Consider the following 25788-nt stretch of genomic DNA (forward strand, 5'->3'; position numbering starts at 1 on the left):
CTATGCAGGCGACAACCGTGAGGTTGACGGCTTTGCTAGAAGACTCGGGGTCATCGGTTTACCCGGCCATAGAGGTTATTTTGCCCGCAGTTCTAACGCCAATGTAAAAATAACGAGTAAGTTAAAGATGAAAAGAATGTTGATTAACGCAACTCAGCAAGAAGAGTTGCGTGTTGCCCTTGTAGATGGACAGCGGCTGTATGATTTGGATATTGAAAGCCCAGGTCATGAACAGAAAAAAGCGAATATTTACAAAGGCAAAATCACCCGAATAGAACCCAGTCTGGAAGCCGCTTTTGTTGATTACGGCGCTGAACGTCATGGTTTCCTCCCACTAAAAGAAATTTCTCGCGAATATTTCCCTAGTAATTATTCCTCTCATGGCCGCCCAAACATCAAAGATGTGCTGCGCGAAGGCCAAGAAGTTATCGTTCAGGTTGATAAAGAAGAACGTGGCAATAAAGGTGCCGCACTAACAACTTTCATCAGCCTGGCTGGCAGTTATTTGGTTCTGATGCCGAACAACCCACGTGCCGGTGGTATCTCCCGTCGCATTGAGGGTGATGACCGCACCGAACTGAAAGAAGCCCTATCCTCCCTGCAATTGCCTGATGGCATGGGTCTGATTGTCCGTACTGCCGGTGTTGGCAAATCTGCTGATGCACTGCAATGGGACTTGTCATTCCGCCTCAAGCATTGGGATGCGATTAAAAAAGCCGCTGAAGGTCGCCCTGCACCATTCTTAATCCATCAGGAAAGTAACGTAATTGTCCGCGCTTTCCGTGATTATTTGCGCCCGGATATCGGCGAGATCCTGATCGATAACCCTAAAGTTCTCGAACTGGCAAAAGAGCATATCGCCGCTCTGGGTCGCCCGGATTTCAGTAGCAAAATCAAATTGTATAGTGGTGAAATCCCCTTATTCAGCCACTACCAAATTGAGTCTCAGATTGAGTCAGCGTTCCAGCGTGAAGTACGTCTGCCTTCCGGCGGTTCTATCGTTATTGATACCACCGAAGCCCTGACGGCAATTGATATCAACTCCGCGCGTGCAACACGTGGTGGCGATATCGAAGAAACCGCGTTTAACACCAACCTTGAAGCCGCTGATGAAATTGCCCGCCAGTTACGTTTACGTGACCTCGGTGGCCTGATTGTTATCGACTTCATCGATATGACACCAGTGCGCCATCAGCGTGAAGTTGAAAACCGCCTGCGTGATGCCGTTCGCCAAGACCGTGCCCGCATCCAGATTGGCCGAATCTCTCGCTTCGGCTTGCTGGAGATGTCCCGTCAGCGTCTTAGCCCGTCACTGGGTGAGTCAAGCCACCACGTGTGCCCACGCTGTAGCGGTACCGGTACCGTTCGTGACAACGAATCACTGTCACTTTCTATTCTGCGTCTGATTGAAGAAGAAGCGCTGAAAGAAAATACCCATGAAGTTCACGCCATTGTACCGGTACAGATTGCGTCGTATCTGCTTAACGAAAAACGTGAATCCGTCAATGCCATTGAAAAACGTCAAGGTGGTGTACGTGCGGTGATCGTGCCAAACGATCAGATGCAAACACCGCACTACTCTGTTCTTCGGGTACGTAAAGGCGAAGAGGTTCCTTCTCTCAGCTACCTGCTACCACAACTGCATGAAGCAGAAATGGCGCAGCCGTTAGAAGAAGCAACAATTGAGCGTAAACGCCCAGAACAACCAGCGTTGGCGACTTTCTCTCTGCCAACCGAAGTACCACCGGAAGCTGCACCTGCTAGCGTCAGTGCTAAACCAAGCGTTGCGCCACAAGTAACCGCATCTGCTGCTACCTCAGAACAGCCTGGCTTCTTTAGCCGTTTGTTCAGTGGCCTAAAAGGTATATTCGGCACATCAGCAGAAGAAGTTAAACCGGTAGAGGTCGAGAAAACCGAAACCACCGAAAACCGCCGTAATGATCGTCGTAATCCTCGTCGCCAGAACAATGGCCGCAAAGAGAGAGGCGACCGTACACCACGTGAAGGCCGTGATAACAGCACACGTGACAACAGTGGCCGTGATAGCAATAGCCGTGACAACAGTGGTCGTGACAATGCGAACCGCGAAGGTCGTGAAGATCAGCGTCGCAACAAGCGTCCAGTGGCGCAAACTACTGCGCCGCAAGCACAAACTGACGTTGTTGAAACGGATAAAGCGCCACGTGACGAGCAGCAACCACAGCGTCGCGGTGATCGTCAGCGCCGTCGTCAGGAAGATAAACGTCAGGCACCACAGGAAGTCAAAGCAGAAGTAGAAGTGGCAGCAGTCAGTGTGGTCGAAGAGGTGCAACCTGAGCAAGAAGAACGTCAACAGGTTATGCAGCGTCGTCAACGCCGCCAATTGAATCAGAAAGTCCGTATTCAATCTGCCAATGATGAGCTGAATGTGCTGGAAAATGCAGCCCAGGAAAATCCTGTTAGTGCACCGCTAGCAAGCATTGCAGCGCCAGTTGTGCAGGAAGAAGTGAAATTACTGCCACAAACGACTGTTCAAGCGGATGATGAAGCTACTCACGATCGCAATGCCAATAATGAAAATGGTATGCCACGTCGTTCACGCCGCTCACCTCGTCATCTGCGCGTCAGTGGCCAGCGTCGTCGTCGCTATCGTGATGAGCGTTACCCGACACAATCTGCTATGCCACTGGCCGGCGCTTTCGCCTCACCAGAAATGGCTTCAGGCAAAGTGTGGGTCCGTTATCCAGTAGCTCAAACAGTTGAACCTGCTTTTGTAGAAAACCCGGTTGAACAACCATTGCCAATAGCAGTTGCAGCAGTAGAGACCCCGGTTAATATTCCGGCCGTGATTGTAGCAGCCCCAGTCGTTGCCGCACCTGTCGTCGTCGCCGTGACTGAAACTGTCACTCCGACACCTGCTGCGCAACATAAACCAGGTGGTTCTTCATCTTCAGCCGCAGCCGTTCCTGGCCGTGCTCCTGTTGTCGTGCCAGTGGTTGTAGAACCTGTTGCCGTTGAGCCAACTGCTGTAGAACCAACCGTTGAAGCTGTCGCTGAGGTGGTGCAAGCTGAAACTACCGCAGCGGTTGAAACAGTATCCGACGTTGAAGAAACTGGCGTTGCGGAAGCTACCGCTGAACCTGTGGTTCAGGAAACGGTAATTGAGGATACAACTGCTGAAGAAGCGGTGGTGGAAGAAACCATTGTTGCTGAAACTGCTGTTGTTGAAACAACTATTGTTGAAACACCGGCGGAAGATGCGGTTGTAGCTGAAACTGTGGTGGAAGACGCTGTAGCTGAAGCACAGGCAGTGACCGAAGTCGTTGTTGAAACATCGACAATTGAAGAACCGCTAATTGAAGAAACCGCTGTCGAAGCCAGTGTCAGTGACACGGTTGTGGTTGAGGCTCCTGTTGCTGTTGTGCCACAACAGTCGACTATCGCTCACCCTGAAGGTGTGGTGTTCAAACATTACGCTTCAGCACCGATGACCAAAGCACCGGCACCGGATTACGCGCCAGAGTCACCGTCTAAAGGTCAGTGGGAACGTCCAGCCTTTGATTTTGCAGGTAAAGGTTCTGCTGGTGGCCATGCGGCGGCAACTCAGGCAACCGCGCCGGCAACAAAACCGCAATCTGTCGAATAAATGTAATATTATTCCGACCAGACATTGCAAAGACAAAACCCGCCATCAGGCGGGTTTTTTTATATTGGTGATATCTTTAACCAGAGATCACTCTCAGGCTATCTGTTTCAGTTTCTTTATTTCGAGGTTTTCCAGTTTCCCTTCAATAGCTTTGACAAACGCTTTGAAGTGCTCGGTTTTATTATGTTTTTCCAATGCATCATCAGATGCCCAGCGTTCGAAAAACACAAAAGAACCTTTCTGGTCGCTTTCGGCATGGAGATCATATTGCAGATTCCCCTTCTCCTCACGACTCGGTTCTATTACCAAATGAACCGCTTCTTTTACTGCATCAATAAATTCAGGTTTTGCCACTAAACTGGCGATGACACGGACTTCCATAGTTATTCTCCCATGCTGTACATTCAATTAGCGTATTTTACTGCTAATCAATAGCTCACCCTAACGGGCAATTTTATCCCGAGCCCCTCTATAAGATGCCCTTTTTGCCTTGTTTTCAACTTAACCCTAACAATCAGATGCATCCTGCGCACTTTCCGCTTATCCTTAGACCCCGCCGGAAACAGTATAAAAACCCCAATATCTCATCATGACTGCGGAGCTAGTTGAATGACTGCACAACCCCAAACCCTGAAAATTCGCCGCCCGGATGACTGGCATATTCACTTACGTGATGACGAAATGCTCAGTACCGTGCTGCCCTATACCTCCGAGGTGTTCGCCCGGGCCATTGTCATGCCCAATCTGGCTCCACCAATTACGACTGTTGCCAGTGCTATCGCTTATCGGGAACGAATTTTAGCCGCAGTACCTGCCGGGCATAACTTCACGCCGTTGATGACCTGTTATCTGACCAATACACTTGATGTCAAAGAACTGACCACCGGCTTTGAACAAGGCGTATTTACTGCGGCAAAACTGTATCCAGCGAATGCTACGACCAACTCAAATCATGGTGTATCCGATATCCCGGCGATATACCCGTTGTTTGAGCAAATGCAAAAGATAGGTATGCCGCTGCTGATCCACGGTGAAGTAACAGAAGCTGCCGTTGATATTTTTGATCGCGAAGCGCGCTTTATTGAACAGATTCTGGAACCGATACGTCGCCAATTCCCTGAATTGAAAATTGTCTTCGAGCACATAACCACCAAAGATGCGGCCGATTACGTGCTGGCAGGCAATCGTTTCCTTGGTGCAACTATCACCCCACAGCATCTGATGTTTAACCGCAATCACATGCTGGTCGGTGGTATTCGCCCCCACTTGTTCTGTCTGCCAATATTGAAACGCAGCACGCATCAAGAAGCATTGCGCCAGGCCGTTGCTAGTGGTTCAGACCGTTTCTTCCTCGGAACCGATTCCGCTCCCCATACCAAACATCGTAAGGAGTCATCCTGTGGCTGTGCTGGCGTGTTCAACGCACCATCAGCGCTGCCAGCTTATGCTACTGTGTTTGAAGAGATGAATGCGCTACAGCATCTTGAAGCATTCTGTTCATTAAATGGTCCACGCTTCTATGGCTTGCCGATTAACGAAGAGGTTGTTGAATTGGTTAAGGCCCCCTTCCAACAACCAGAAGAGATCCCATTAGGTGATGAATCTGTGATTCCTTTCCTGGCCGGTCAGACTATCAATTGGTCAGTTAAAAGCTGATAAGCGCCGCTGTAGGGGCTAACCCTTTACAGCGACGATTTTTATATCAGTCACTTGCAACCCGAATACTTGTACGGTATAAATAACCAGTATAAATATTCGGAGGGCCAAATATGCGTGTTGAAGTGAGTATTGATAAAAAAAACCCGTTACCCGCAGGTGCTATCGAAGCACTAACCCATGAATTGAGTAAAAGACTCAACACCAAATTCCCGGACACCACCACCGCAGTACAAATACGTTATGCCGGAGCAAATAATCTTTCCGTTTTAGGTGGTGCCAAAACAGATAAAGATTTGATCTCTGAAATATTACAAGAAATATGGGAAAGCGCTGACGACTGGTTCGACGCGGAGTAACCCAATGTAATGCTGTTTTGCCGGGGAGTCGCTCCTCGGCTTTTTTATATAAGCGTCTAAACTTCCTTTACTCACCGACTTCTTTTAACCCATTTATTGTTGATTAAGAAATCATCATAAAATAAATAATTTGTAAAGATCTTGCGATAATCTCCAAATTTATCGGCGGTTGCGTATACTGAAAAAGCTCACTTGATAATGAGCCGCATTGATCCTCATTAGTCACTCCAGTCAGTAACTACTATATAAGGGGTCTTTATGGACAGAAATGATGAAGTTATTCAGACTCACCCGCTTGTAGGCTGGGATATCAGCACTGTAGATGTATACGACGCTATGATGATACGTCTTCATTACCTGTCTTCCATGGATCAACCGCCAGAAGATGCGCTGGTTGATAGAACGCTCTGGTTAACCACCGATGTTGCACGCCAATTAATAAATATCTTAGAAGCAGGCATTGCTAAAATTGAGTCATCGGAATATCAAGATCGCGATCACCGTAAACATTAATTTTTTTCCACCAGAAAACGAGTTTAATGTTCGCCAAAAAAGGCACGAGTGAATATCACTTAGTGCCTTTTTATTAACCATTCCCACCACTCTATGGCTAACAGCGCTTTTTCTCCTCTCAGTCCCGTGCTATTACTATCGTTTTAATTTTTATCAGCACTGTTGCTACCTTTAATTCAAATCGTTCGGGTTATTGCCGCGATAAATACACATTGCTAGCACAAACCCTATTGAAAAAGCCAGGTGGCGATATTCCCCGGGATGCAAAATATGGATTATGATCTAGTTGTCATTGGTAGCGGTTCGGTCGGCTCTGCCGCAGGCTACTATGCGTCACAAGCTGGTTTAAACGTACTGATGATTGACAGTGCCATGCCGCCTCATCAAGCAGGCAGTCACCATGGTGATACACGGATCATTCGCCATGCCTATGGCGAAGGTGAGAAATATGTTCCCTTAGTTTTGCGTGCCCAAACATTGTGGGACCAGTTATCAGCTCAAACAGGTGAATCATTATTTCAGGCCAGTGGCGTGCTTAATCTTGGGCCAGATGACTCTATTTTCCTGCAAAATGCGCAGCACAGCGCTCAACAATATAACTTGCCGGTTGAAACCTTAAACGCGGCCCAGATCCGTGAAAAGTGGCCGGTATTTACCGTACCAGATAATTATATTGGTGTGTTCGAACCACAATCAGGTTATCTACGTTCTGAATTGGCGATTAAAACGCTGATTAAAGCCGTCACAGAAGCAGGCTGCGGTATTTTATTCAATTGTCCGGTTACCGCTATCGAACCGCTGGATGGTGGTGTAGATGTCGTGACTATAGATGGTACCTACAGTGCTAAGAAAGTGATTGTCACTGCCGGAACCTGGGTCAAAGAGCTGTTACCCGAATTACCGGTGACCGCCATACGTAAAGTGTTTTCATGGCACCATGCCGATGGCCGCTATAGCGAAGGAAATCATTTCCCGGCATTCACCGTCGAGACACCGGATAATATCCATTATTACGGCTTCCCCTCGCAAAATGACGAGTTAAAACTAGGCAAACATAATGGTGGTCAGCCTATTGAAACAGCGGCACAACGTAAGCCCTTTGGCAGTTATGCCGAGGATGGAACCGAAGTATTTGGTTTTTTACGTAACTTCTTACCGGGAGTGGGTGTCTGTCTGCACGGCGCGGCATGCAGTTATGACATGAGCCCTGATGAAGATTTTATCATCGATACATTACCCGATAACAAAAATATCATGGTGGTAACAGGCTTAAGCGGCCATGGATTTAAGTTTGCAACTGCATTGGGGGAAGTCGCTGCACTCTTCGCACAAGATAAACCCTCACCTATTGATATTTCAGCCTTTTCGCTATCCCGCTTCGCCAAATCGTAATGCTGTAACCCGCGAGTTCAGCACTTGATTGCTACCGATGACTGTTTCTTTTTATTTCAGTCATCGGTATATCTCGCTCTCATTTTCACCTCATTATTAATATAAAACGCCGCAAATTTAATAATTAGCAGAGTCTTATATTCGTAAAAGCCGCTAAAAACAATCGTGAATCCCGAATTGACGTTTTAGGCATCAGGGGATTACTTTATCCTTGTATGCGGCCAGGTATGGTTGCTGTTAGACAAGGATGTATGCCACATGAAAATATTAATTATCGATGAATGTTTTTATACCCGATCAGGGGTAAATACTTATTTAAATAACGCTTCATATCTCGATTTAATGGATGTTCCTACGGTGGAACAGGCTACATTAGCTGTTCATGAGTTTGATCCTGAGGTAATTATTGTTAACCTTACCCAATATTGTCGCTATGGTGGACATTGCCCGTTATTAGCACAATTTTTGAGTTGTTGCCTGCGGGCTAAAGTTTATATTTATCTGGATGCGTCATATCCGTTTAGTGAAACACCGATACCCCTGACAGATTCTGTCTCTATTTTGGCTAAAAAACGCTTACCGGAGTTGTTACAAAGACTATCGGACTTTTCAAGTGAGGGTATCGGTAAGCCACATCCCCCCTGTCCAGCATCCCTATTCAGTCCACAAGAGCATAAAGTCATGTGCTACTGGATGATGGAGATGCCCAATTACCGCATTGCCAGGAAGTTAAATATCAGTGACAGTACAGTTTATTCGCATAAACGGCATATTACCGAAAAAATAAAAGTCAGAAACCGTTTGGAATTATGCTTTATTTACAATGTATTTAAATATTTATACTAAGGCGTTGGTGTATAGAGAGTCGCAATAAAGGGAGTATTCCCTTTCAGTAAATTTTCTGTATATGTGATTTTTGTTCTTAACAAATAATGTAACCGGATTAATATAGTGAGTTATCGCTTGCAGTTAAAGAATCGGTTACATTTCACTTAATATCACCAATACATATCAATCTTTTCCATTCGTACCACAATGCCCATATTATCCAAAGAAATGACTTATTTCATCATGCTGTAACTCAGGAATTTAGCCTGCCAGCTTATTGTTTATAAAAGTAAAAATCCTTATAATGGGCGATAATTCTAGCCTCAGGCACCCTGCATGTTAAATAAATTGCTATCGATGGTTATCAATAATGTACGGGAACATCTACTGCTCTATATCTGCTTGTGGCTGATTCTGTTAGCACTGGATATTTATTTCTTTTTCTATTAACGCGTTTTCTCTACCTTTTCTAGCCGGGCCACCAGATAGCTTCCCACCTGTGGCCCAGCAATAAATACGATATCCGCAGTTTGCACTACTCTACCTTGGCCGGTTTGCCATCACTCAATAACACGGCGATTTTATAACCGGCTGGTGTTAACTCTAATACTATTTTGGCAATAATGGTTAACGGAACGGAAAGCAGCATACCAATCGGCCCGAGTAGCCACCCCCAAAAAATCAAGGATAAGAACACCACCAAGGTTGATAGACCCAAACCACGCCCCATCATCCGTGGATCAATAATATTGCCACCAATCAGGTTAATCAAAATATACCCGCAGGTAACGGCAAAAGCATCAGCAAAACCATTAAACAACAGTGCCTGAACGATGGGTGGGATAGCCGCCAATACGGAGCCGATATTAGGAATGTAATTGAGGACGAAAGCCAGTAGCCCCCAAAGGAAAGCGAATCTGACCCCCATCGCTGCCAGGAATAACCAAATAACAATCCCCGTCGCAATGCTAATAATCGTCTTGATCACCAGATAATGAGTTACACCATTTAATGCACGCTTGAGAATCGCATTCCCTTGCTCTGGGTTATCAAACATCAACTGCATTTTATAAGGCAGTCGTTCCACTTCAAACAACATAAAGACCACCGTCATCAGCAGCAAGAACATACTAGCCATGGCACCAGAAAGGTGGCTCAGGAGACGGGTCACAAAGTTCATCGCGGTGCTAGGATCGACATGCTTCATAATGTCATCCACCGAGAACTCAATATTAAAGCGCATTGCAAACTCTTGCAGGTCGCGCATTTTTTCCAGCATCATGCCACGATATTGCGGCAACGAGCGGGCAAACTCATTTAATGAAGAACCCAGGCGGCCAAAGAGCAATGCCATGAGTAAAATAATAATGCTAACCAATAAGACAATAGCTAAGGTGCGGGGAATTCTTATTTTCTCCAACAGTTTCACTAAAGGATTTAATACGATAGCAAGAAATATAGCCAACAAGAATGGAACCACGATCGGCGATGCCGCTTTAATTCCCGCCATAATCACCACCAGCATAGCCAGCATCGTGACTAACCGTAGCCCTTGGCTACTCACTCCAGGTATTGTCATTATCAATCCTTGTATTGGAATCGCCATTGCGCTAAAAATGGCATAAAAAAGACGCTATCGAATAAAATAACCGACAACGTCTAACTTTAATAGTACATCCAGTAGGTTAACCCTACGACTATTTTTTATCTGTGCTCTTTTCTGGTATCGGAATGTGCATGGTAGTTTGCAACAATCCCTTCGATTTATTAAAAATCTTAATGCCGTTTTCGCGCCCAGCACGCCGGGAGCGTTGCTCTTCCTGCGGCAACTTCAGCTCTTCCTGACAGATATCACTACAGCAACCAGCAAACTTTGCCGCACAGGTCGGACACTGAATAAATAGTAAGTGGCAGCCATCATTCTTACAGTTGGTATGCGTGTCGCAAGGTGTACCGCACTGATGGCAGTGGGCTATCACATCATCAGAGATCCGCTCCCCCATCCGCTCATCAAAAACAAAGTTTTTACCGATAAATTTCAGCGGCAACCCCTGTTCTTTTGCTTTACGGGCATATTCGATAATACCGCCCTCAACGTGATAAACGTTTTTGAAGCCATTGTGCAGCATATAGGCGCTGGCTTTCTCACAGCGAATCCCACCAGTGCAATACATAACAATATTTTTCTCTTTGTCATGTTGCAGCATATCAACCGCCATTGGCAATTGCTCACGGAAAGTATCAGAAGGGACTTCAATGGCATTTTCGAAATGGCCTACTTCGTACTCATAGTGATTGCGCATATCAACAAACAAAGTATCGGGATCATCAATCATCTGATTAACCTGATCGGCCTTCAGATAATGCCCTATATTACTGGGATCGAAACTCTCGTCATCAATACCGTCCGCCACAATGCGTTCGCGAACTTTCATGCGCAGCACCCAGAATGACTTCCCATCATCTTCATGAGCCACATTCAGCCGCACCTGATCTAGTGCAGGATGTGCGGCAAACAACGCGGTTTTGAACTCATCATAACGATTAGCGGGCACACTGATTTGTGCATTGATCCCCTCTTTAGCCACATAAACCCGACCAAACACGCCGAGTTTAACAAATTGACTATAGAGGTCGTCACGGAAGGTTTTGGCATCTTCCAGAGTGAAATATTTATAAAAAGAAACTGTGGTGCGCGGTTCGGTTTCAGCCAACATGCGCGCTTTAAGTTCCTCATTAGAAATTCGGTTATGTAACACTGGCATGGTGTACGTTCCTGTCTTTCGAAGAGGTTACTGATAAAAATTTAATCATTGATCAATGGGTTAGGTAATTCATTAGACGGCTAATCACGTTAATTCATTGTACAATAGAACTGATGTTTCACCACGGGACAGCCGTGCGGCGCATATAATACCTGAAACATTACTGCGGAACATCTTTAGCGGTAATCACTATCAGTAAAAGCGGAAAGAACGATCCCAGTGAGTAAGGCAATTCCGGCAGCAATCAGCAAAGAGAGGGTTTGCCAGTAAGCCCCCATATAACCCAATATGCCACCGACGACCAATAAACCCGCACTGAGTCTTGCTACTGCCATCGACGGCTCTCCGATAAGAATGAATGAAACTCATTTATACATCGGGAATATCATAACGTAGAAATAAAAATCCCTCTTCAATTGAGAGGGATTTAAGTCAAAATTGATAGCCTGCTAGCTAATCACTTCCAATCTGGCTGGTAGCCCTTGCCGAACCGCGGCACCACTGACCCAATCCAGCCAGGTATTGGGGACTTCTCGCGTTGGATCAGTAAACCCCAAGTCATTCAGATTGCTCCCCTGACCGATACGCGGGTCTGACGCCATGATCACACCATCCAACGAATGTGTTCTGGCACCCATCTCGCGATGTCCATAACCATGTTCAATAGCAACCACACCAGGCATAACACCATCCAATAAACTTACCTGTACCTTCATCTGACCACCGGGGGTCATCAGGCGTACACTGTCACCGTGCTGTATCCCGTAGCGCTGAGCATCGGTTGGATTAATCGCCACCAAATTGGTGGGTTTGACCGCGCGTAAGCGCTCAATCATCGCAGTAGAACTGCTCATGAGATGAGACTTGAAGGACATCAAGCGCAAAGGCCAGTCAGTTGCCGGATAATGGGTAAAGACATCGGAACCATCGGCCAGACGAGGTGGATACCAAGTCGGACAGCCGCTATAACGCTCACCGGTTATCGCATGGTGATGTTGCGCGACATTTTCGTTCCAGATTTGCAGTGGCTTTTTCCACTGCGGCCCGGTGGCATCGCCATTCCAACTTTTCTCATAAGGCGCAAAACGCCCACCACGCGCCAACAGGTAAGCCACTCGGCGCTGCTCATCAATATGCAGACTGCGTTGTAAGTCGGGCCATAAGCGATCGACGCCGGTTAATTTCAGTTCTTCATCCGAGGCTGGTGGCAGTGGTTTTTCACCGCCATAAGCAATATTGGCCGCGGCCCGTAAATAGTAATCCTCGGCCCGCTCCAGCGACAAATTGTTTCCCTGGCTGTCCTGCATCGCATTGGCACCGAACCCCGGTAATTGCAATGCCTTGGCCACTGCAATCAGGAAGCTCTCCATGGCCACAGGCTCGCCTTGAGCCGTGCGGACAGTACGTGATGTCACCACGGGCCAGCGGGCAGTGCTGGCTTTGACCAGTACCCCGGCCCAGGGCGCACTGAATCCCCAACTCTCAAAATTATGGGTATCCGGTACGATATAATCCGCCAATGCGGTGGTTTCATTCATAAAAGCATCAATGGCAATAAACAGCGGCAATTGACGTGGATCTTGTAGTTTCGCCTCAATCAAGTTGCGCAGCCCCGCGACCCCGTACAGCGGATTAGTCATATGGCTAATCCATGCCTTAAGCGGATAGGGATAACCCGCCAATGCCGGTGCCAATTGTTCGGTCAATTGCCCACCGACAAAGGGATACCATGGGCCACGGGCCGGATAGCCAGGCTGACCCTGCTGAATCTTTTGCTGATACTCTTGCGATTGTTCATAGGGCTGCTTGCTGCGCGATAGCGGTAAGCCTTTTGGTTTTATCATTCCAGCGAAAGTAGCTAACTGATAGCGAGGACCATCAGCAAAACCATCAAACTTACCCCCCCCAACCGAAACTCCCCCCTTAAGATTCAAATTACCAATCAGGGCATTGAGCATCATGACCGCCCAGGTGGTATAAAAACCGTTACCCCCCATCATGCCACCATGGGAGATAACCGCAGCCTGACGCTGGTAAGCCGTAAACTCTTTCGCCAAACCAACCATCGTCTCTGCTGGGACGCCGCATTGCTGGCTGTATTCTTCCAGAGTAAAACGCTCTGCCGCTTGCCGCAAACACGCCATACCTGATTGCACCTGCACAATTTGACCATCATGTAAGGTGACCTCGCGCGTGACAAACAATTGAGCGTGTAATGCTAATGCAGCAGGCTGCAATGTACCGTCAACCACTTGCACTAATACCGGACTCTCTTCAGCTTCGGCCACTGACTCACCACTTAGCTGGCTGGCACGTAGGAACTGGCCTGCCAAGGGATGGGTTTCAGTGGTTATCACCAGATGGCTGGCATTGGTCCAACTGCGCTCACCCGCCGCTTGCATGGCAACCTCACCAGGAACGGACAAATAAGCGTGGTTAAAACGATTCTGTTCGATAATCCAACGAATCATCCCCATTGCCAGTGCCGCATCCGTCCCCGGCAACACCGGAACCCAGCGGTTATGCTGATTAGCCAATGTGGTTGTCAGTGGCAGCGCGGGGGCGACCACCACATAATTGAAATCATCACGCCGGCGAGCATTGGCTAGCTGACGCCCTTGCCGCTTAAATGGGTTGCCAGATTGCGCAGGCGACGTCCCCAAAAATAGGGCAAAACGGACGTTATCCCAATCAGGCTTAACATGGGCATTTTTATCTAAATCCCCCATCAACGCACCTGAACCGGCACGATACGCCAAACCACAATATGCCCCGTGGCTACCGAGATTTTTAGTGCCGAACGCTTGATGAGCAAAACGTCGGATAAAAGCATCGCGCCCATCATCACCGGCGTTAGTCACTAGTAACTGATTGGCTTTCGGCCCCAATGAGGGCTGCTGAGTATCAATGGGGGTAATCAGGTCACGGATAGCCCGCAACCCTTCAACCGGCCCCTCGCCAAAGAGATCACCGCCTTCGGTCACTTCCGCCACCAATTGCTCAAAGCTGATACGCTGCCATTTGCCACTGCCCCGTGGCCCGGTGCGCTTCATTGGCTCGGTAATACGATAAGGGCTATCGACCCCTTCTAATAGCGTCGCGCCGCGCGCGCAAGCCGTTGAACGCCTGGCCATGCCTGACTCTCCACCTAAACGTTGCAGCGCTTCACTTAGTGGTAACTGATACGGAAAATGGTGGTCATGAGACAACGGATGATAAGGGTTACCGGCGATGCGCAGGATTTTATTGTGCTGGGTATCGACTCGCACCCGTAAGCCACACAAGGTCCAACAACCAAAACATTGTGTCATTGAAACCGCTTGTTGCGGATTGGCCTGCCACTGCTGCCCAATACGTCCTTCTGGTGCTAATGCGTTGGCACTAACAGGATCGAGTGTAAGCTTTCCGGCACTACCATCAATCAGGCCAGCCAATGTTTTGCGTGCCACCGCATGATAACTGGCAGCAAATGCAACCACGCCCCCCAAGGCTAAACTGCCTTTTAACCATTGACGCCGTGTAGACTTAGCCATGATGCATTTCTCCTTTCACTGTTTTCTCGCCTGAAACTGTTTTTTCACTTGAGACTATTTTTTCACTTGAGAATTGTTGTTCAAGCCATCTGACACCTTCACGGATAGCAATAATCACCGCTATCCATAATCCGCATGTACCCACCACGGCCAGCAATCCTTCACTCCCCAGCGGCAACGAATAGGGATTGGTTAACACATTGTATTTAGTCAACGTTTGAGTATGCATCAGCAATAGCCAACGTACCGACCAACACAACGTCAGGGCTGCCAGTGCCTGAGCCACTACCATCCCGCTTGATAAGGTTTTTTTCCTGTTGAACAGCGCCATTGCCAAAAGCAATAGCCACAGCACCACAGGAAATGCTGCCAAAGTCTGGGCATGCATAGCCCAGTAGCGCAGAGCCTGTGCCGAGGCATTATCACCACTGGCCCACAGCACAGTAACCAACGCCAGCATCATTAAATTGATGGGTTGCCAGCGCGCCAATGACACCTGATAGTGCGGCTCACGCCATAGCCAGGTAGCCAGTAAAGGCGTGATCGTCTGCCAGGCAGTCAGGAAGATAAACAGTGGCAACCATAAACTAAACCACAGGGGTTGGGCGCGCAGGATTGACACCTCGCGGCCGGTATAGAGCAAAATAGTGATAGCAGAAAACGCACAGAGTCCGGCTAATCCTGTCAATAATCGCGCTAATGGTTTTGCCCGCAATCGGCTGTAGGTCAGCGCCAGAAAATAGGACAACACCAGCAGGGTAAACAAGGGTAAGAAAAGAGATCCCCATGACATCCACGACCACGGCGTAAAGTGGGCATAGAAGTGCCAGACGCGGGCCGGTTGATGTAGGTCCGCATTGAGCGCCAATGGCGCAACCACCACCGCAGTCACCGCCAACATCAGTGCAGCAAACTCCAATGGATTCTGCTGATGGCGAGAGAACATCCGTTGCCAGCAGGCAAACAACACGCCACTACAAGCCAGCCCGATAAAAAAGAAATACTGCACCGCCCAAGGCAACCAGGCGATATCTTGTGGGCGAGCTAAAATTTCACGGATCATGGGTGTACCTCCTGCCAGAGCGCGGGTTGGCCCTGCAATGGTCGGGTGAAAATGTCATTTAGCCCGAGGTAAAACACTTGAGGGTGAGTGCCTTGCTCCGGTTTCAGCACTTTAATGTCAGCGGCATGTTCTAGTAGCATTTGGCGCAATATACTGTTGCCATCGCGTAAATCACCGATAATCCGCGCCCCGCCGACACAAGACTCCACACAGGCAGGCAGCAATCCAACATCCAGACGATGAACACAAAAAGTACACTTGTCCGCAGTTTGGGTACTGTGATTGATAAAACGAGCTTCATACGGGCAGGCCTGAACACAGTATGCACAACCAACACAACGGGTATTATCGACCACCACAATGCCATCTTGACGCTGATAAGTGGCCTGTACCGGACAGACTGGCACGCAAGGCGGGTTATCGCAGTGGTTACACAGGCGGGGTAGCAATACATTGGTGACACTTTCTGCCCCAGACAGGGCAATTTGATACTGATTAACTGTGGTACGGAACTGGCCTTGTGGCAGTTGGTTTTCAATCGCGCAACTGACAGTACATGCCTGGCAACCAATACAGCGGCGCAAATCAATCAACATGGCGTAGCGCCGTTTGATATCACCTTGTTTGCGTGCCGGTTCCATCCGCCAGCCCGCATCCGCCAATGGTACCAATGCTGCGCCAGCAGTTAAGCCCCCGAGCCGCTGTAGAAATGCTCTTTTTCCTTGATCCATTTTTCTTCTCATCTGCTTAATAACAATGCTCTTAATTCAAGGATTGTAGAAATCGACGAGCAGAAGCCCTATTGTGGTTTTCCACATTCCCTTTAAGGACTTGATCCAGGACAATTGCGCACTGCGACGGGGATCATAAAAAGGAACATGCATGAGTTTCAGAGGGCTGGTGATAGTGCTGTTTTGGTGGTTTTCAACCGCCCATGCCAATGATTGGACCATTGGCGTGCTGGCATTACGCGGTGATGCTCAGGCGCAAGCACATTGGCAACCGTTGGCCGATCGCCTTAATCAGCACTTGCCTGGGCAGCACTTTCAGTTATTACCCTTGGATTTAAATGCGATGAAAAGTGCGGTGCAGCAGAACCGAGTTGATTTTCTGCTGACCAATCCAGCGCAATATGTGCAAATTGATAACCACTATCCTCTGCGTTGGTTGGTCTCTTTGCGCTCCAATCATGAGCCAGACAGCACCAGCCGCAATGTGATCGGTAGTGTTATTCTGGTACGCGCTGACAGTGATATCCATAATCCCCAAGGATTGATTGGCAAACGTGTTGGTGCCGTCTCTCCCGATGCCTTTGGCGGTTACTTGTTGGGATACAAAGTGCTACGCGATGCGGGGCTGCAACCAGAACGGGATTTTCAATTGCATTTTTCTGGCTTCCCGGTGGATGCGTTAATTTATCTACTGCGTGATCGCGCTATCTCCGCGGCTATTGTGCCCACCTGCCTGCTGGAAGATATGCAGGCAGAAGGATTAGCGCATACCGCTGACTTTAAGCCGCTATTGGCGAAGAAAACCGCCATTCCATGCCTGAGCAGCAGCGAGTTATACCCAAATTGGTCGTTTGCCGCGTTATCACAGGTACCGGATGAATTAGCCGATAATGTTACGCGGATTTTGCTCAGCCCCGATGGGGACAAAACACCACAATGGGGTGCCCCCTCCTCCACCAGTCAGGTCGAAAGTTTATTACGTTCAATTAATCAACATCCCCAACAGCCGCAGTTCTGGCAACAGACTCTTGAGTGGGCACAACAACATCGGCTGTTGATCGTCGCCATCGCGGTGATTCTGTTATTGCTCGCGGCCAATCATATCTGGGTGGCGTTTCTGGTGCGTCGTCGCAGCCAGCAATTGGAGCAACTTCACCAGCAACTTAGGGCTAGGGAAAGTGCGTTGGAACAAGCTCAGCGCCTGAGTATTCTCGGTGAGATGGCCGCGGGATTCGCTCATGAATTAAATCAGCCGCTCAGCGCTATTCAGCATTACGCCGATGGCTGCGCTATTCGCCTGCAACGGGAACAGGCTGATCACTCATTACTGCCCATTTTGAGTCAAATCAGTCATCAGGCCCAACGCGGGGCTGATACCATTGCTAACTTACGGCTGTGGGCAGGAAAACAGCCGGCCATGAACAGCTCTGCCGCCTGCCAACCATTACCTGCCTTGGTTAATCACCTCTGGCAGTTACTGGCAGCCACCAATCCAGCGCCGTGTTGCACGTTGCACACTGATATCGAGGCATCATTAGCGCTGCATTTACCGCCCACGCTGCTCGATCAGGTCTTGTGTAATCTGATCACTAACAGTTTGCAGGCCGGTGCCCACCAGTTATGGTTCAGTGCTTATCAGCAAGCCGATGTGGCAATATTAATTTTGCAAGATGATGCCGGTGGCCTGACGGCCGAACAGCTCAACCAGCCTTTGACCCCATTCCGTTCCACCAAAAGTGATGGCCTCGGTCTCGGCCTGGTCATTTGCCAGCGATTAATCTGTCGCCAGGGCGGAAATCTGGCACTACTTAACCACATGGCCGCCAATGATAAGATTGGACTACGCGTTACCCTGACACTGCCACTTAACCCAAGCAAGGAGCTTACTCTTGTCACTGATTCATCTACTTGATGACGATATTGCCGTCACCGACGCTTGCCGTTTTTTGCTGGAAAGCCTGGATTACAAAGTGAAGGTATGGCATGACGGTGAGCGTTTCCTGGCCCAAGCTGATTTATATCAATCTGGTGTATTACTGCTCGATATTCGTATGCCGCTGCTAGATGGTACGCAAGTCTATAACCAGATGCGCCAGCGAGACAGCACGCTGGCCGTCATATTCCTTACCGCCCATGGAGAAGTGCCGCAGGCGGTTGAGCAGATGAAACTGGGGGCGGTTGATTTCTTACAAAAACCAGTCGCGACTGCGCCGCTGATTACCGCCTTACAACAGGGCTTCCAGCACACAGAGCAGTTGACAGCCCGCCGACAGGTACAACTGCGTTATGCCTCGCTGACGCCACGGGAACAGATGATTGCGCAATGGGTTATGCAGGGTTTGATTAATCGGGATATCGCCGACAAAGCTTGTGTGTCTGTCAGAACCGTAGAAGTGCATCGGGCTAAAGTGATGGAAAAGATGGCAGTTAACAGTCTGGCTGAGTTAGTCAGCTTACTGAATCCGTTCAAATAGCCAAATTCAATCATGGTTATTTAACCATCAGATAGGTGATTTAATCGGCTGGAACTTCAACCGAAAGGCATAAAAATGGCTTTTTGGTGCGGTCTGTTTTCCTGTAAGCCACTAAAAATGTCACAATAGGCTACCTTAAATGACAGATGAATACGTTGGTATGGATGACCGGCAACTGCCTATTGAGGTTCGCTAAAGAACCACATATCCGCTATCAAGAGTAAATAGTTAACTGTCCGACTGAATTACAATAACGCAGAGAACAGATATGCAAGTTCCTTCTTTTGAACGCTCACTGCTACACCCTCGTTATTGGCTGACCTGGCTTGGCCTCGGTATCCTCTACCTATTGGTGTTGCTCCCCTACCCAGTTATCTATGTCCTGGGCACCTCCCTTGGCCGCTTTTCTATGCGTTTTCTCAAACGGCGTAAACGGATAACACAGCGTAATCTCGAGTTGTGCTTTCCTGATATGCCACAGGCTGAACGCGATGAACTGCTGGTTAAGAACTTTGAATCAGTAGGGATGGGGTTATTTGAAACAGGCATGGCTTGGTTTTGGCCGAACTGGCGCATTGAGCGCTGGTGTAGCGTTAGTGGTCTAGAACACATTCAACAAGCACGAGAGGAAGGCAAAGGGGTTTTATTGATCGGCTTGCATTTTCTTACGCTGGAACTGGGTGCCCGCATCTTCGGTATCTACAATCCGGGCATCGGTGTCTATCGCCCGCATGATAATAAAGCCATGGACTGGATGCAGACTTGGGGCCGGATGCGTTCAAATAAAGCCATGTTAGACCGCAAAGATCTGAAAGGAATGATCCGCAGCCTAAAACAAGGCGAAATTATCTGGTATGCGCCGGATCATGATTACGGTCCGCGCAGCAGCGTATTTGTGCCCTTGTTCGCTGTCGATCAAGCGGCAACCACCACTGGGACTTACCTGCTGGTACGTATGGGTAAACCGGCAATTATTCCTTTCACGCCGCGTCGTTTACCTAATGGCAAAGGTTATCAACTGCTGTTGCAACCCGCGGTAGAGAACTTCCCGTTAGATAATGAAGTGGCGGCGGCCGCGTTTATGAATAAAGTGATCGAAAAAGAGATTGCCCAAGCCACAGACCAATATATGTGGCTACACCGGCGTTTTAAGACCCGGCCAGAAGGCGCGCCTTCATTGTATGAATAGCATGACTTATTCAGAAATAGAATATTGCTAATGGTAATGAGAATTAATTTATATCAATTTTTTTGATACACTTCGTCAGATTTATCCGCTAGGCAAATAAGATTTATCTGACGATACTGAGAGTAATTAATCTTAGTTATTATCCGGTTATTTTCTTTTTTAATAAGGATATATATGCTCGCAACACTTAATCTCTGGTTCACTCGATTAACAGACCATCCTAACGGCGGCAAACTATTATTACGCCTAACGTTCGGTGTCTTGATGTTATTTCATGGTGTCGCCAAAATTCAGCATGGCACAAGTTGGATAGCCGCGTCTTTACAGGCGCAAGGCATCCCCAGTTTTGTCGCCTATGGCGTTTACATCGGCGAAATTGTCACCCCGATCCTGATTATTCTTGGTCTGTTTACCCGCCCTGCGGCGTTCGTTTACGCCGTTAACCTGCTGGTTGCAGTATTAATGGTCGGTACGGGGAAATTCTTTACCCTGACCCAAGTCGGTGCTTGGGGTTTGGAAAACGAAGCTATGTATTTCCTCGGTGGTGTCGCTATCATGCTACTGGGTAGTGGCCGTTATTCCGTGACTAAAAATGAAGCTTACCGCTAATCACTGGCGCTAAATAACAAATATCAGACTAACCACTTCGCCTTTGGCGGGGTGGTTTTTCCTGTTTTCTGTGCCAGCTGTAACATCATGCTAATGCCACAACTTCTGTGTTATTACCAAATAGAATAAGCATATCCATCCATTTCAAACCACCTTTCCATTTTATAAAAACTAATATTTATCTCATTGATGTCGCTGCACTATGAGCGCATACTTATCAGGCTAAGTATCTGCTTCTCGTGCTTTGCCGCCCCTTCAAACGCCCTACTGACGAATAAAGAGACGCAAAGCAATCACTTACTTAATCGGTAATTTATGACCTCGGCGCCACAACCTGTTAACTGGAAAAGAAACCTATTTGTCACCTGGTTAGGCTGTTTTCTAACCGGTGCTGCATTTAGTTTGATCATGCCATTCTTGCCATTGTATGTGGAGGAGTTAGGCGTGAGCGGTCACCAGTCATTGAATATGTGGTCCGGTCTGGTATTCAGTATTACTTTTCTGTTTTCTGCCATTGCCGCCCCCTTCTGGGGGAGCCTGGCTGATCGTAAAGGGCGGAAAATCATGCTATTACGCTCAGCGTTAGGCATGGGGATCGTGATGGTTTTAATGGGTATGGCACAGAATATCTGGCAGTTTCTGGCATTACGTGCACTGCTGGGACTATTGGGTGGTTTTATTCCAAATGCCAATGCACTGATCGCCACTCAAGTACCGCGCAACAAGAGTGGCTGGGCTTTGGGGACGCTCTCAACCGGTGGAGTGAGCGGTGCATTAATCGGGCCACTGATCGGCGGGTTGTTAGCGGATAACTATGGCCTGAGACCGGTATTCTTTATTACCGCGGCGGTGTTGTTGCTCTGTTTTGCTCTAACCTGGCTGTATGTCAGGGAGCAGTTTGCACCGGTACTGAAAAAAGACATGCTTAACGGGCGGCAAGTATTTAACTCCCTGAAGAACCCGAAGTTAATCCTGAGCCTGTTTGTCACCACCATGATAATCCAGATTGCTACTGGCTCAATTGCGCCGATCTTGACGCTGTATGTGCGCGAACTGGCCGGTGATATTCATAATTTGGCTTTCGTCAGCGGCATGATTGCGTCAGTCCCAGGGGTTGCTGCATTGATGAGCGCGCCGAGATTAGGAAAACTGGGTGATAGAATCGGCCCAGAGCGCATTCTGATTGCCGTGCTGGCTCTGTCAGTGCTTATCCTGATCCCGATGGCTTTCGTGCAGACTCCATTGCAATTGGGTATTTTGCGCTTCTTGTTGGGGGCAACGGATGGTGCATTGCTCCCTGCGGTACAGACGTTACTGATTTATAACTGCACCAATCAAGTGGCTGGCCGGATTTTCAGTTATAACCAATCGTTTCGTGATGTCGGTAATGTCAGCGGCCCGCTACTCGGGGCTGCGGTTTCTGCCAGTTATGGTTTCCGCGCTGTATTTTGTGTAACTGCTTTGGTGGTGCTATTTAACGCGATCTATTCTTACTGGTGTTTACAGCGCCAGCCCTTAAAAGCACGGCAACGTGAGGTTCAACAACAGCAAGATAGCTAAAGATTAGAGGGGTAACCCAACCGCCGGATACCAGCATAAACCATCCTAAGTCCCTAAACAAAAGCACGTATATTCCTGCTCTTTTCTGCCCGAATCCTCCTGAGATGCACTGACAAAGACCCCATCAAACGTTAATCCCTCGCCAAGTTGCTGTTTATTGTGTTTTTATGCGAAAATTTTTTATTTCAGCACTCTCTCATGTCAAAATAGCCATAACCTATTGATTTAACTTATTGATAAATAATATTAATAATAAGATTAAATAATGAAACTTAGTCCCTATCTTTTGTAGTGAAATGCACTCAAAGTCAGAAAGATAACCCTGATAAATGCGATGTGTATCGACTTTTCATCTAAAAATACGATATAACCCCGATAAGCAGCAAAAAATGACGTTATTATTGCGTTAAATTCTACTGTAACGAGTGTTAACCCTGATAACTGGCCGTAGTGCCAAAGGGGTGAACATTCGATGATGGCTTATTCGCCCGACTTTAACGGCGATTCTATGGGAAGACTTTATGCAAACCTCTGTTAACTCCGAAGGCGGCCGCACGTTCTTTGGCCATCCTTATCCGCTCAGCGGCCTGTTTCTTTCTGAAATGTGGGAGCGTTTCTCGTTCTACGGCATCCGCCCACTGTTAATTCTGTTTATGGCCGCCACTGTATTTGACGGTGGTATGGGCCTGCCTCGTGAGCAAGCCTCCGCTATCGTCGGGATTTTTGCCGGTAGCATGTATCTGGCAGCATTACCCGGTGGCTGGCTGGCTGATAACTGGCTCGGCCAGCAACGTGCAGTCTGGTATGGTTCTATCCTGATTGCACTGGGTCATCTGTCGATTGCGCTATCAGCGTTCTTCGGCAATGACATGTTCTTTATCGGTTTAGTGTTTATCGTGCTGGGTACCGGTCTGTTCAAGACCTGTATCTCAGTCATGGTCGGCACCCTGTATAAGCCAGGTGATGCCCGCCGCGACGGTGGTTTCTCTCTGTTCTATATGGGTATCAATATGGGGTCATTTATCGCGCCGCTGCTTTCCGGTTGGTTGCTGCGATCCCACGGCTGGCACTGGGGTTTTGGTATCGGCGGTATTGGTATGCTGGTCGCACTGGTTATTTTCCGTGGTTTTGCTATCCCAGCGATGAAACGCTATGACGCAGAGGTCGGGCTAGACTCAAGCTGGAATAAACCGACCAATCAGCGTCAAGGGGTTGGCAAGTGGGTTGCAGGTATTATGGTGCTAGTGGCGGTGCTGATTACCCTGATATCACAAGGGGTTATCCCGATAAACCCAGTATTGATTGCCAGCTTATTGGTCTATGTTATTGCGGCCTCAGTAACACTCTATTTCGTTTATCTGTTTGCCTTTGCCAATATGAGCCGTAAAGATCGCGCTCGCCTATTGGTGTGCTTCATTCTGTTAGTGTCTGCGGCGTTCTTCTGGTCAGCCTTCGAGCAGAAACCAACCTCATTCAATCTGTTTGCCAATGATTACACTAACCGTATGGTTATGGGCTTTGAGATCCCAACAGTCTGGTTCCAATCAATCAATGCGCTGTTTATTATTCTGTTGGCACCGGTATTCAGTTGGGCTTGGCCTGCCCTGGCGAAGAAGAAAATTCAGCCCAGCAGTATCACCAAATTTGTCATTGGTATTTTATGCGCAGCGGCCGGTTTCGCTGTGATGATGTATGCCGCTCAGCATGTGCTTAGCAGTGGTGGTGCCGGTGTTTCACCGCTGTGGCTGGTGATGAGTATACTACTGCTGACACTGGGTGAATTGTGCCTTAGCCCGATCGGTTTGGCCACCATGACCCTACTGGCACCAGACAGAATGCGCGGCCAGGTGATGGGCTTGTGGTTCTGCGCCAGTTCTCTGGGTAATCTGGCAGCAGGCCTGATTGGCGGACATGTTAAAGCTGACCAGCTTGATATGCTGCCGACACTGTTCGCCCGTTGCTCAATTGCATTGGTTATCTGTGCGGCAGTGTTAATATTGCTTATCGTACCGATTCGTCGGCTGATGAATAATACTCAGGGCCAACAAGCGGCCTGATGCATATACTGCAACCACTGTTCACGCAAACCCGCCCTTGTGGCGGGTTTTGTTCTACAACTGCCATTCCTGTTGCTGTAACACCACACGATAACCATCGCTATCTTCGAACGTTTTGCCGCTGACATCCCAATAAGGATTATAAGCAGTGACCTCGCGAAAACCTGCCGCCGCCATCTGCTGGCACTGCACAACCCATTGCGCTTGATCCGGTATATAAAATACTAATAAGTTGTCCTGCGTCGGTGCCGCCCCTACCCGAACACCGCGATGATGAGTAAACTCTAAATGGTAAGTGTGATGTGGATGTCCGAGAATAACACCATCAAACCCCTGATGATCGACAAAATGGCCCAGTTGGCTAAAGCCTAGCCCACGGCAGTACATCTCACTGATTAATTTAAGATTATCTGTGGGTCTGGCAACACGCATTATCGAGGTTTTCGGTAATACTGACGGCGGTTTACTTACGTGGGTATCGGGTAACCTCACTGCTTTTGATGGCATCGACTCTCTCCTGATAACACATTTGAACCTAGAGATTAAACATGAAAATAAGACCTGCGCAACCTGCAGACTACCTGGCTATATTAGAGTTGCAGCGACAAAACACCCCAGAAAACTTAAGTCCAGAGCAGCGAAAGCAGGGTTTTATTGTGTCACAAATGGATGAAAAGCAACTGGATTCGATTAATCAGGATTTGGGGGTTCTGGTTGCAGTTGATGATGGGCTAGTCGCCGGCTTTGTCTGTTTGGCCCACACGCATAAACAACCACGACCACCGGTGGTTGATGCCATGCTGGAAGCCATAAGCCATCAACAGTATCAAGGCCAACCATTAGCACAATTGCGGGTATTTCTTTACGGGCCGGTGTGTATCGATAGCCGCTGGCGCGGCAAAGGGGTGCTTAAACAGCTGTTTAGCGCCGTTAAAAATCATACCTGTCATCAATTTGATGTAGGGGCCGCGTTTGTTAACAACAATAATCCACACTCATTGGCAGCCCATGTCAAAGGGTTACATATGACACCGATCAATGAATTCGTTTGTCAGCAACAACACTACCAACTGCTGATTTTTGCTACCAACGAATGATGTTACTCATAAGGACCATGACGAGCATCGATTGGCAGCATAAAAGTATCAACTATCATTGACAGCGGAACGTCTATCACCGTGACATATTTCCATGGTCCCTCACGCATATCCCATTGCACGCCAGGATAGTATTGATGCCCATGGCCCTGCCCCGGCACCGTGCGGCTGATAATGCTGCCACAGCCGGACAACAACATAATACCGATCACCAGCATAACAATGCGGGCCATGCTGGTAGGGCAATGGGTCAGTTTAACGATGGGATTCACACAGTTACTCTTCAGGTTTAGCGCGATACACAGCTTATCATAGCGCCATGTAAACAACGGTTAAG

The 25788-nt window shown here is 48.2% G+C and carries 23 protein-coding genes; 14 read left to right on the forward strand and 9 right to left on the reverse strand.

All coding sequences use genetic code 11. The features are described from left to right. Window positions 1-127: 127 nt before the first annotated feature. Window positions 128-3625 carry a ribonuclease E gene (gene rne, locus ACWJJO_RS13570; RefSeq protein ID WP_481091139.1) on the forward strand — a complete coding sequence of 1166 codons (3498 nt, stop codon included), beginning with the start codon at window positions 128-130 and terminating at the stop codon, window positions 3623-3625. A 93-nt stretch (window positions 3626-3718) separates the two neighbouring features. Here rne and ACWJJO_RS13575 read toward each other — a convergent pair whose 3' ends face one another. Next, window positions 3719-4006: a putative quinol monooxygenase gene (locus ACWJJO_RS13575; RefSeq protein ID WP_083158516.1), complete on the reverse strand. Its 288-nt coding sequence runs from the start codon at window positions 4004-4006 to the stop codon at window positions 3719-3721. A gap of 228 nt (window positions 4007-4234) precedes the next feature. On the opposite strand from ACWJJO_RS13575, the gene pyrC reads away from it, so the two are divergent. The 6 genes from pyrC (at window position 4235) to ACWJJO_RS13605 (ending at window position 8823) form a co-directional block, all read left to right on the forward strand. Next, the gene (gene pyrC, locus ACWJJO_RS13580) at window positions 4235-5281 is read left to right on the forward strand and encodes a dihydroorotase (RefSeq protein WP_083158515.1); all 1047 of its coding nucleotides are present in this window, start codon (window positions 4235-4237) and stop codon (window positions 5279-5281) included. 113 nt (window positions 5282-5394) lie between these two features. After that, the gene (dinI, locus tag ACWJJO_RS13585) at window positions 5395-5640 is read left to right on the forward strand and encodes a DNA damage-inducible protein I (RefSeq protein WP_083158514.1); all 246 of its coding nucleotides are present in this window, start codon (window positions 5395-5397) and stop codon (window positions 5638-5640) included. A 258-nt stretch (window positions 5641-5898) separates the two neighbouring features. Next, window positions 5899-6153 (forward strand): biofilm formation regulator BssS, encoded by a 255-nt coding sequence (gene bssS, locus ACWJJO_RS13590; protein WP_083158513.1) that lies wholly within the window; start codon window positions 5899-5901, stop codon window positions 6151-6153. A gap of 270 nt (window positions 6154-6423) precedes the next feature. Then, window positions 6424-7545, forward strand: coding sequence for an N-methyl-L-tryptophan oxidase (gene solA / locus ACWJJO_RS13595; protein WP_481091140.1), 1122 nt, complete (start codon window positions 6424-6426; stop codon window positions 7543-7545). Window positions 7546-7803: 258 nt separating this feature from the next. Continuing rightward, window positions 7804-8391, forward strand: coding sequence for a helix-turn-helix transcriptional regulator (locus tag ACWJJO_RS13600; RefSeq protein ID WP_083158512.1), 588 nt, complete (start codon window positions 7804-7806; stop codon window positions 8389-8391). Window positions 8392-8709: 318 nt separating this feature from the next. Further along, window positions 8710-8823 carry a DUF2770 family protein gene (locus ACWJJO_RS13605; protein WP_005183270.1) on the forward strand — a complete coding sequence of 38 codons (114 nt, stop codon included), beginning with the start codon at window positions 8710-8712 and terminating at the stop codon, window positions 8821-8823. Between the two features lie 85 nt (window positions 8824-8908). Here ACWJJO_RS13605 and ACWJJO_RS13610 read toward each other — a convergent pair whose 3' ends face one another. The 6 genes from ACWJJO_RS13610 to ttrB all read right to left on the reverse strand — a co-directional run bounded on the left by ACWJJO_RS13610 (window position 8909) and on the right by ttrB (window position 16465). Next, window positions 8909-9952, reverse strand: a complete 1044-nt coding sequence (locus ACWJJO_RS13610; protein ID WP_083158511.1) for an AI-2E family transporter — start codon at window positions 9950-9952, stop codon at window positions 8909-8911. A 118-nt stretch (window positions 9953-10070) separates the two neighbouring features. After that, window positions 10071-11138 carry an oxygen-dependent tRNA uridine(34) hydroxylase TrhO gene (trhO, locus tag ACWJJO_RS13615; RefSeq protein WP_481091141.1) on the reverse strand — a complete coding sequence of 356 codons (1068 nt, stop codon included), beginning with the start codon at window positions 11136-11138 and terminating at the stop codon, window positions 10071-10073. A 176-nt stretch (window positions 11139-11314) separates the two neighbouring features. Beyond that, a complete protein-coding gene (locus tag ACWJJO_RS13620) occupies window positions 11315-11473 on the reverse strand; it encodes a hypothetical protein (RefSeq protein WP_193784639.1) in 159 nt (52 codons plus the stop codon). A 114-nt stretch (window positions 11474-11587) separates the two neighbouring features. Continuing rightward, window positions 11588-14671 (reverse strand): tetrathionate reductase subunit TtrA, encoded by a 3084-nt coding sequence (gene ttrA, locus ACWJJO_RS13625; protein ID WP_481091142.1) that lies wholly within the window; start codon window positions 14669-14671, stop codon window positions 11588-11590. Beyond that, on the reverse strand, window positions 14664-15734 hold the full coding sequence (gene ttrC, locus ACWJJO_RS13630) for a tetrathionate reductase subunit TtrC (RefSeq protein ID WP_481091143.1): 1071 nt from the start codon (window positions 15732-15734) through the stop codon (window positions 14664-14666). The genes ttrA and ttrC overlap by 8 nt, the downstream gene beginning before the upstream one ends. Continuing rightward, window positions 15731-16465 carry a tetrathionate reductase subunit TtrB gene (gene ttrB, locus ACWJJO_RS13635; protein WP_083158507.1) on the reverse strand — a complete coding sequence of 245 codons (735 nt, stop codon included), beginning with the start codon at window positions 16463-16465 and terminating at the stop codon, window positions 15731-15733. The genes ttrC and ttrB overlap by 4 nt, the downstream gene beginning before the upstream one ends. A 151-nt stretch (window positions 16466-16616) precedes the next feature. Between ttrB and ttrS the strand changes: the two genes are divergently transcribed. From ttrS to ACWJJO_RS13665, 6 genes are all read left to right on the forward strand, one after another. Further along, a complete protein-coding gene (ttrS, locus tag ACWJJO_RS13640; RefSeq protein ID WP_481091144.1) occupies window positions 16617-18377 on the forward strand; it encodes a tetrathionate respiration histidine kinase TtrS in 1761 nt (586 codons plus the stop codon). Next, a complete protein-coding gene (ttrR, locus tag ACWJJO_RS13645; RefSeq protein WP_372569296.1) occupies window positions 18355-18939 on the forward strand; it encodes a tetrathionate respiration response regulator TtrR in 585 nt (194 codons plus the stop codon). The genes ttrS and ttrR overlap by 23 nt, the downstream gene beginning before the upstream one ends. A 268-nt stretch (window positions 18940-19207) precedes the next feature. Next, complete coding sequence (locus tag ACWJJO_RS13650; RefSeq protein WP_083158504.1) at window positions 19208-20128, forward strand: Kdo(2)-lipid IV(A) acyltransferase; 921 nt, start codon at window positions 19208-19210, stop codon at window positions 20126-20128. 174 nt (window positions 20129-20302) lie between these two features. Further along, window positions 20303-20737, forward strand: a complete 435-nt coding sequence (locus tag ACWJJO_RS13655) for a DoxX family protein (RefSeq protein WP_083158503.1) — start codon at window positions 20303-20305, stop codon at window positions 20735-20737. Between the two features lie 315 nt (window positions 20738-21052). After that, window positions 21053-22297, forward strand: a complete 1245-nt coding sequence (gene mdtG / locus ACWJJO_RS13660; RefSeq protein WP_481091145.1) for a multidrug efflux MFS transporter MdtG — start codon at window positions 21053-21055, stop codon at window positions 22295-22297. 521 nt (window positions 22298-22818) lie between these two features. After that, on the forward strand, window positions 22819-24354 hold the full coding sequence (locus ACWJJO_RS13665) for a peptide MFS transporter (protein ID WP_083158501.1): 1536 nt from the start codon (window positions 22819-22821) through the stop codon (window positions 24352-24354). 54 nt (window positions 24355-24408) lie between these two features. Here the strand turns inward: ACWJJO_RS13665 and ACWJJO_RS13670 are convergent, their stop codons facing one another. Then, on the reverse strand, window positions 24409-24786 hold the full coding sequence (locus tag ACWJJO_RS13670) for a VOC family protein (RefSeq protein ID WP_481091590.1): 378 nt from the start codon (window positions 24784-24786) through the stop codon (window positions 24409-24411). Window positions 24787-24902: 116 nt separating this feature from the next. Between ACWJJO_RS13670 and ACWJJO_RS13675 the strand changes: the two genes are divergently transcribed. Continuing rightward, window positions 24903-25451, forward strand: coding sequence for a GNAT family N-acetyltransferase (locus ACWJJO_RS13675; protein ID WP_420073490.1), 549 nt, complete (start codon window positions 24903-24905; stop codon window positions 25449-25451). Between the two features lie 2 nt (window positions 25452-25453). Here the strand turns inward: ACWJJO_RS13675 and ACWJJO_RS13680 are convergent, their stop codons facing one another. Next, window positions 25454-25684: a YceK/YidQ family lipoprotein gene (locus tag ACWJJO_RS13680; protein WP_083163564.1), complete on the reverse strand. Its 231-nt coding sequence runs from the start codon at window positions 25682-25684 to the stop codon at window positions 25454-25456. Window positions 25685-25788 lie beyond the last annotated feature (104 nt).

The sequence above is a fragment of the Yersinia antarctica genome (assembly GCF_056636475.1).

What these genes read in the sequence shown, in the direction of transcription:
- rne (WP_481091139.1), top strand. Translation starts at nt 128, where the DNA reads ATGAAAAGAATGTTGATTAACGCAACTCAGCAAGAAGAGTTGCGTGTT.
- ACWJJO_RS13575 (WP_083158516.1), bottom strand. Translation starts at nt 4,006, where the DNA reads ATGGAAGTCCGTGTCATCGCCAGTTTAGTGGCAAAACCTGAATTTATT.
- pyrC (WP_083158515.1), top strand. Translation starts at nt 4,235, where the DNA reads ATGACTGCACAACCCCAAACCCTGAAAATTCGCCGCCCGGATGACTGG.
- dinI (WP_083158514.1), top strand. Translation starts at nt 5,395, where the DNA reads ATGCGTGTTGAAGTGAGTATTGATAAAAAAAACCCGTTACCCGCAGGT.
- bssS (WP_083158513.1), top strand. Translation starts at nt 5,899, where the DNA reads ATGGACAGAAATGATGAAGTTATTCAGACTCACCCGCTTGTAGGCTGG.
- solA (WP_481091140.1), top strand. Translation starts at nt 6,424, where the DNA reads ATGGATTATGATCTAGTTGTCATTGGTAGCGGTTCGGTCGGCTCTGCC.
- ACWJJO_RS13600 (WP_083158512.1), top strand. Translation starts at nt 7,804, where the DNA reads ATGAAAATATTAATTATCGATGAATGTTTTTATACCCGATCAGGGGTA.
- ACWJJO_RS13605 (WP_005183270.1), top strand. Translation starts at nt 8,710, where the DNA reads ATGTTAAATAAATTGCTATCGATGGTTATCAATAATGTACGGGAACAT.
- ACWJJO_RS13610 (WP_083158511.1), bottom strand. Translation starts at nt 9,952, where the DNA reads ATGACAATACCTGGAGTGAGTAGCCAAGGGCTACGGTTAGTCACGATG.
- trhO (WP_481091141.1), bottom strand. Translation starts at nt 11,138, where the DNA reads ATGCCAGTGTTACATAACCGAATTTCTAATGAGGAACTTAAAGCGCGC.
- ACWJJO_RS13620 (WP_193784639.1), bottom strand. Translation starts at nt 11,473, where the DNA reads ATGGCAGTAGCAAGACTCAGTGCGGGTTTATTGGTCGTCGGTGGCATA.
- ttrA (WP_481091142.1), bottom strand. Translation starts at nt 14,671, where the DNA reads ATGGCTAAGTCTACACGGCGTCAATGGTTAAAAGGCAGTTTAGCCTTG.
- ttrC (WP_481091143.1), bottom strand. Translation starts at nt 15,734, where the DNA reads ATGATCCGTGAAATTTTAGCTCGCCCACAAGATATCGCCTGGTTGCCT.
- ttrB (WP_083158507.1), bottom strand. Translation starts at nt 16,465, where the DNA reads ATGGATCAAGGAAAAAGAGCATTTCTACAGCGGCTCGGGGGCTTAACT.
- ttrS (WP_481091144.1), top strand. Translation starts at nt 16,617, where the DNA reads ATGAGTTTCAGAGGGCTGGTGATAGTGCTGTTTTGGTGGTTTTCAACC.
- ACWJJO_RS13650 (WP_083158504.1), top strand. Translation starts at nt 19,208, where the DNA reads ATGCAAGTTCCTTCTTTTGAACGCTCACTGCTACACCCTCGTTATTGG.
- ACWJJO_RS13655 (WP_083158503.1), top strand. Translation starts at nt 20,303, where the DNA reads ATGCTCGCAACACTTAATCTCTGGTTCACTCGATTAACAGACCATCCT.
- mdtG (WP_481091145.1), top strand. Translation starts at nt 21,053, where the DNA reads ATGACCTCGGCGCCACAACCTGTTAACTGGAAAAGAAACCTATTTGTC.
- ACWJJO_RS13665 (WP_083158501.1), top strand. Translation starts at nt 22,819, where the DNA reads ATGCAAACCTCTGTTAACTCCGAAGGCGGCCGCACGTTCTTTGGCCAT.
- ACWJJO_RS13670 (WP_481091590.1), bottom strand. Translation starts at nt 24,786, where the DNA reads ATGCGTGTTGCCAGACCCACAGATAATCTTAAATTAATCAGTGAGATG.
- ACWJJO_RS13675 (WP_420073490.1), top strand. Translation starts at nt 24,903, where the DNA reads ATGAAAATAAGACCTGCGCAACCTGCAGACTACCTGGCTATATTAGAG.
- ACWJJO_RS13680 (WP_083163564.1), bottom strand. Translation starts at nt 25,684, where the DNA reads ATGGCCCGCATTGTTATGCTGGTGATCGGTATTATGTTGTTGTCCGGC.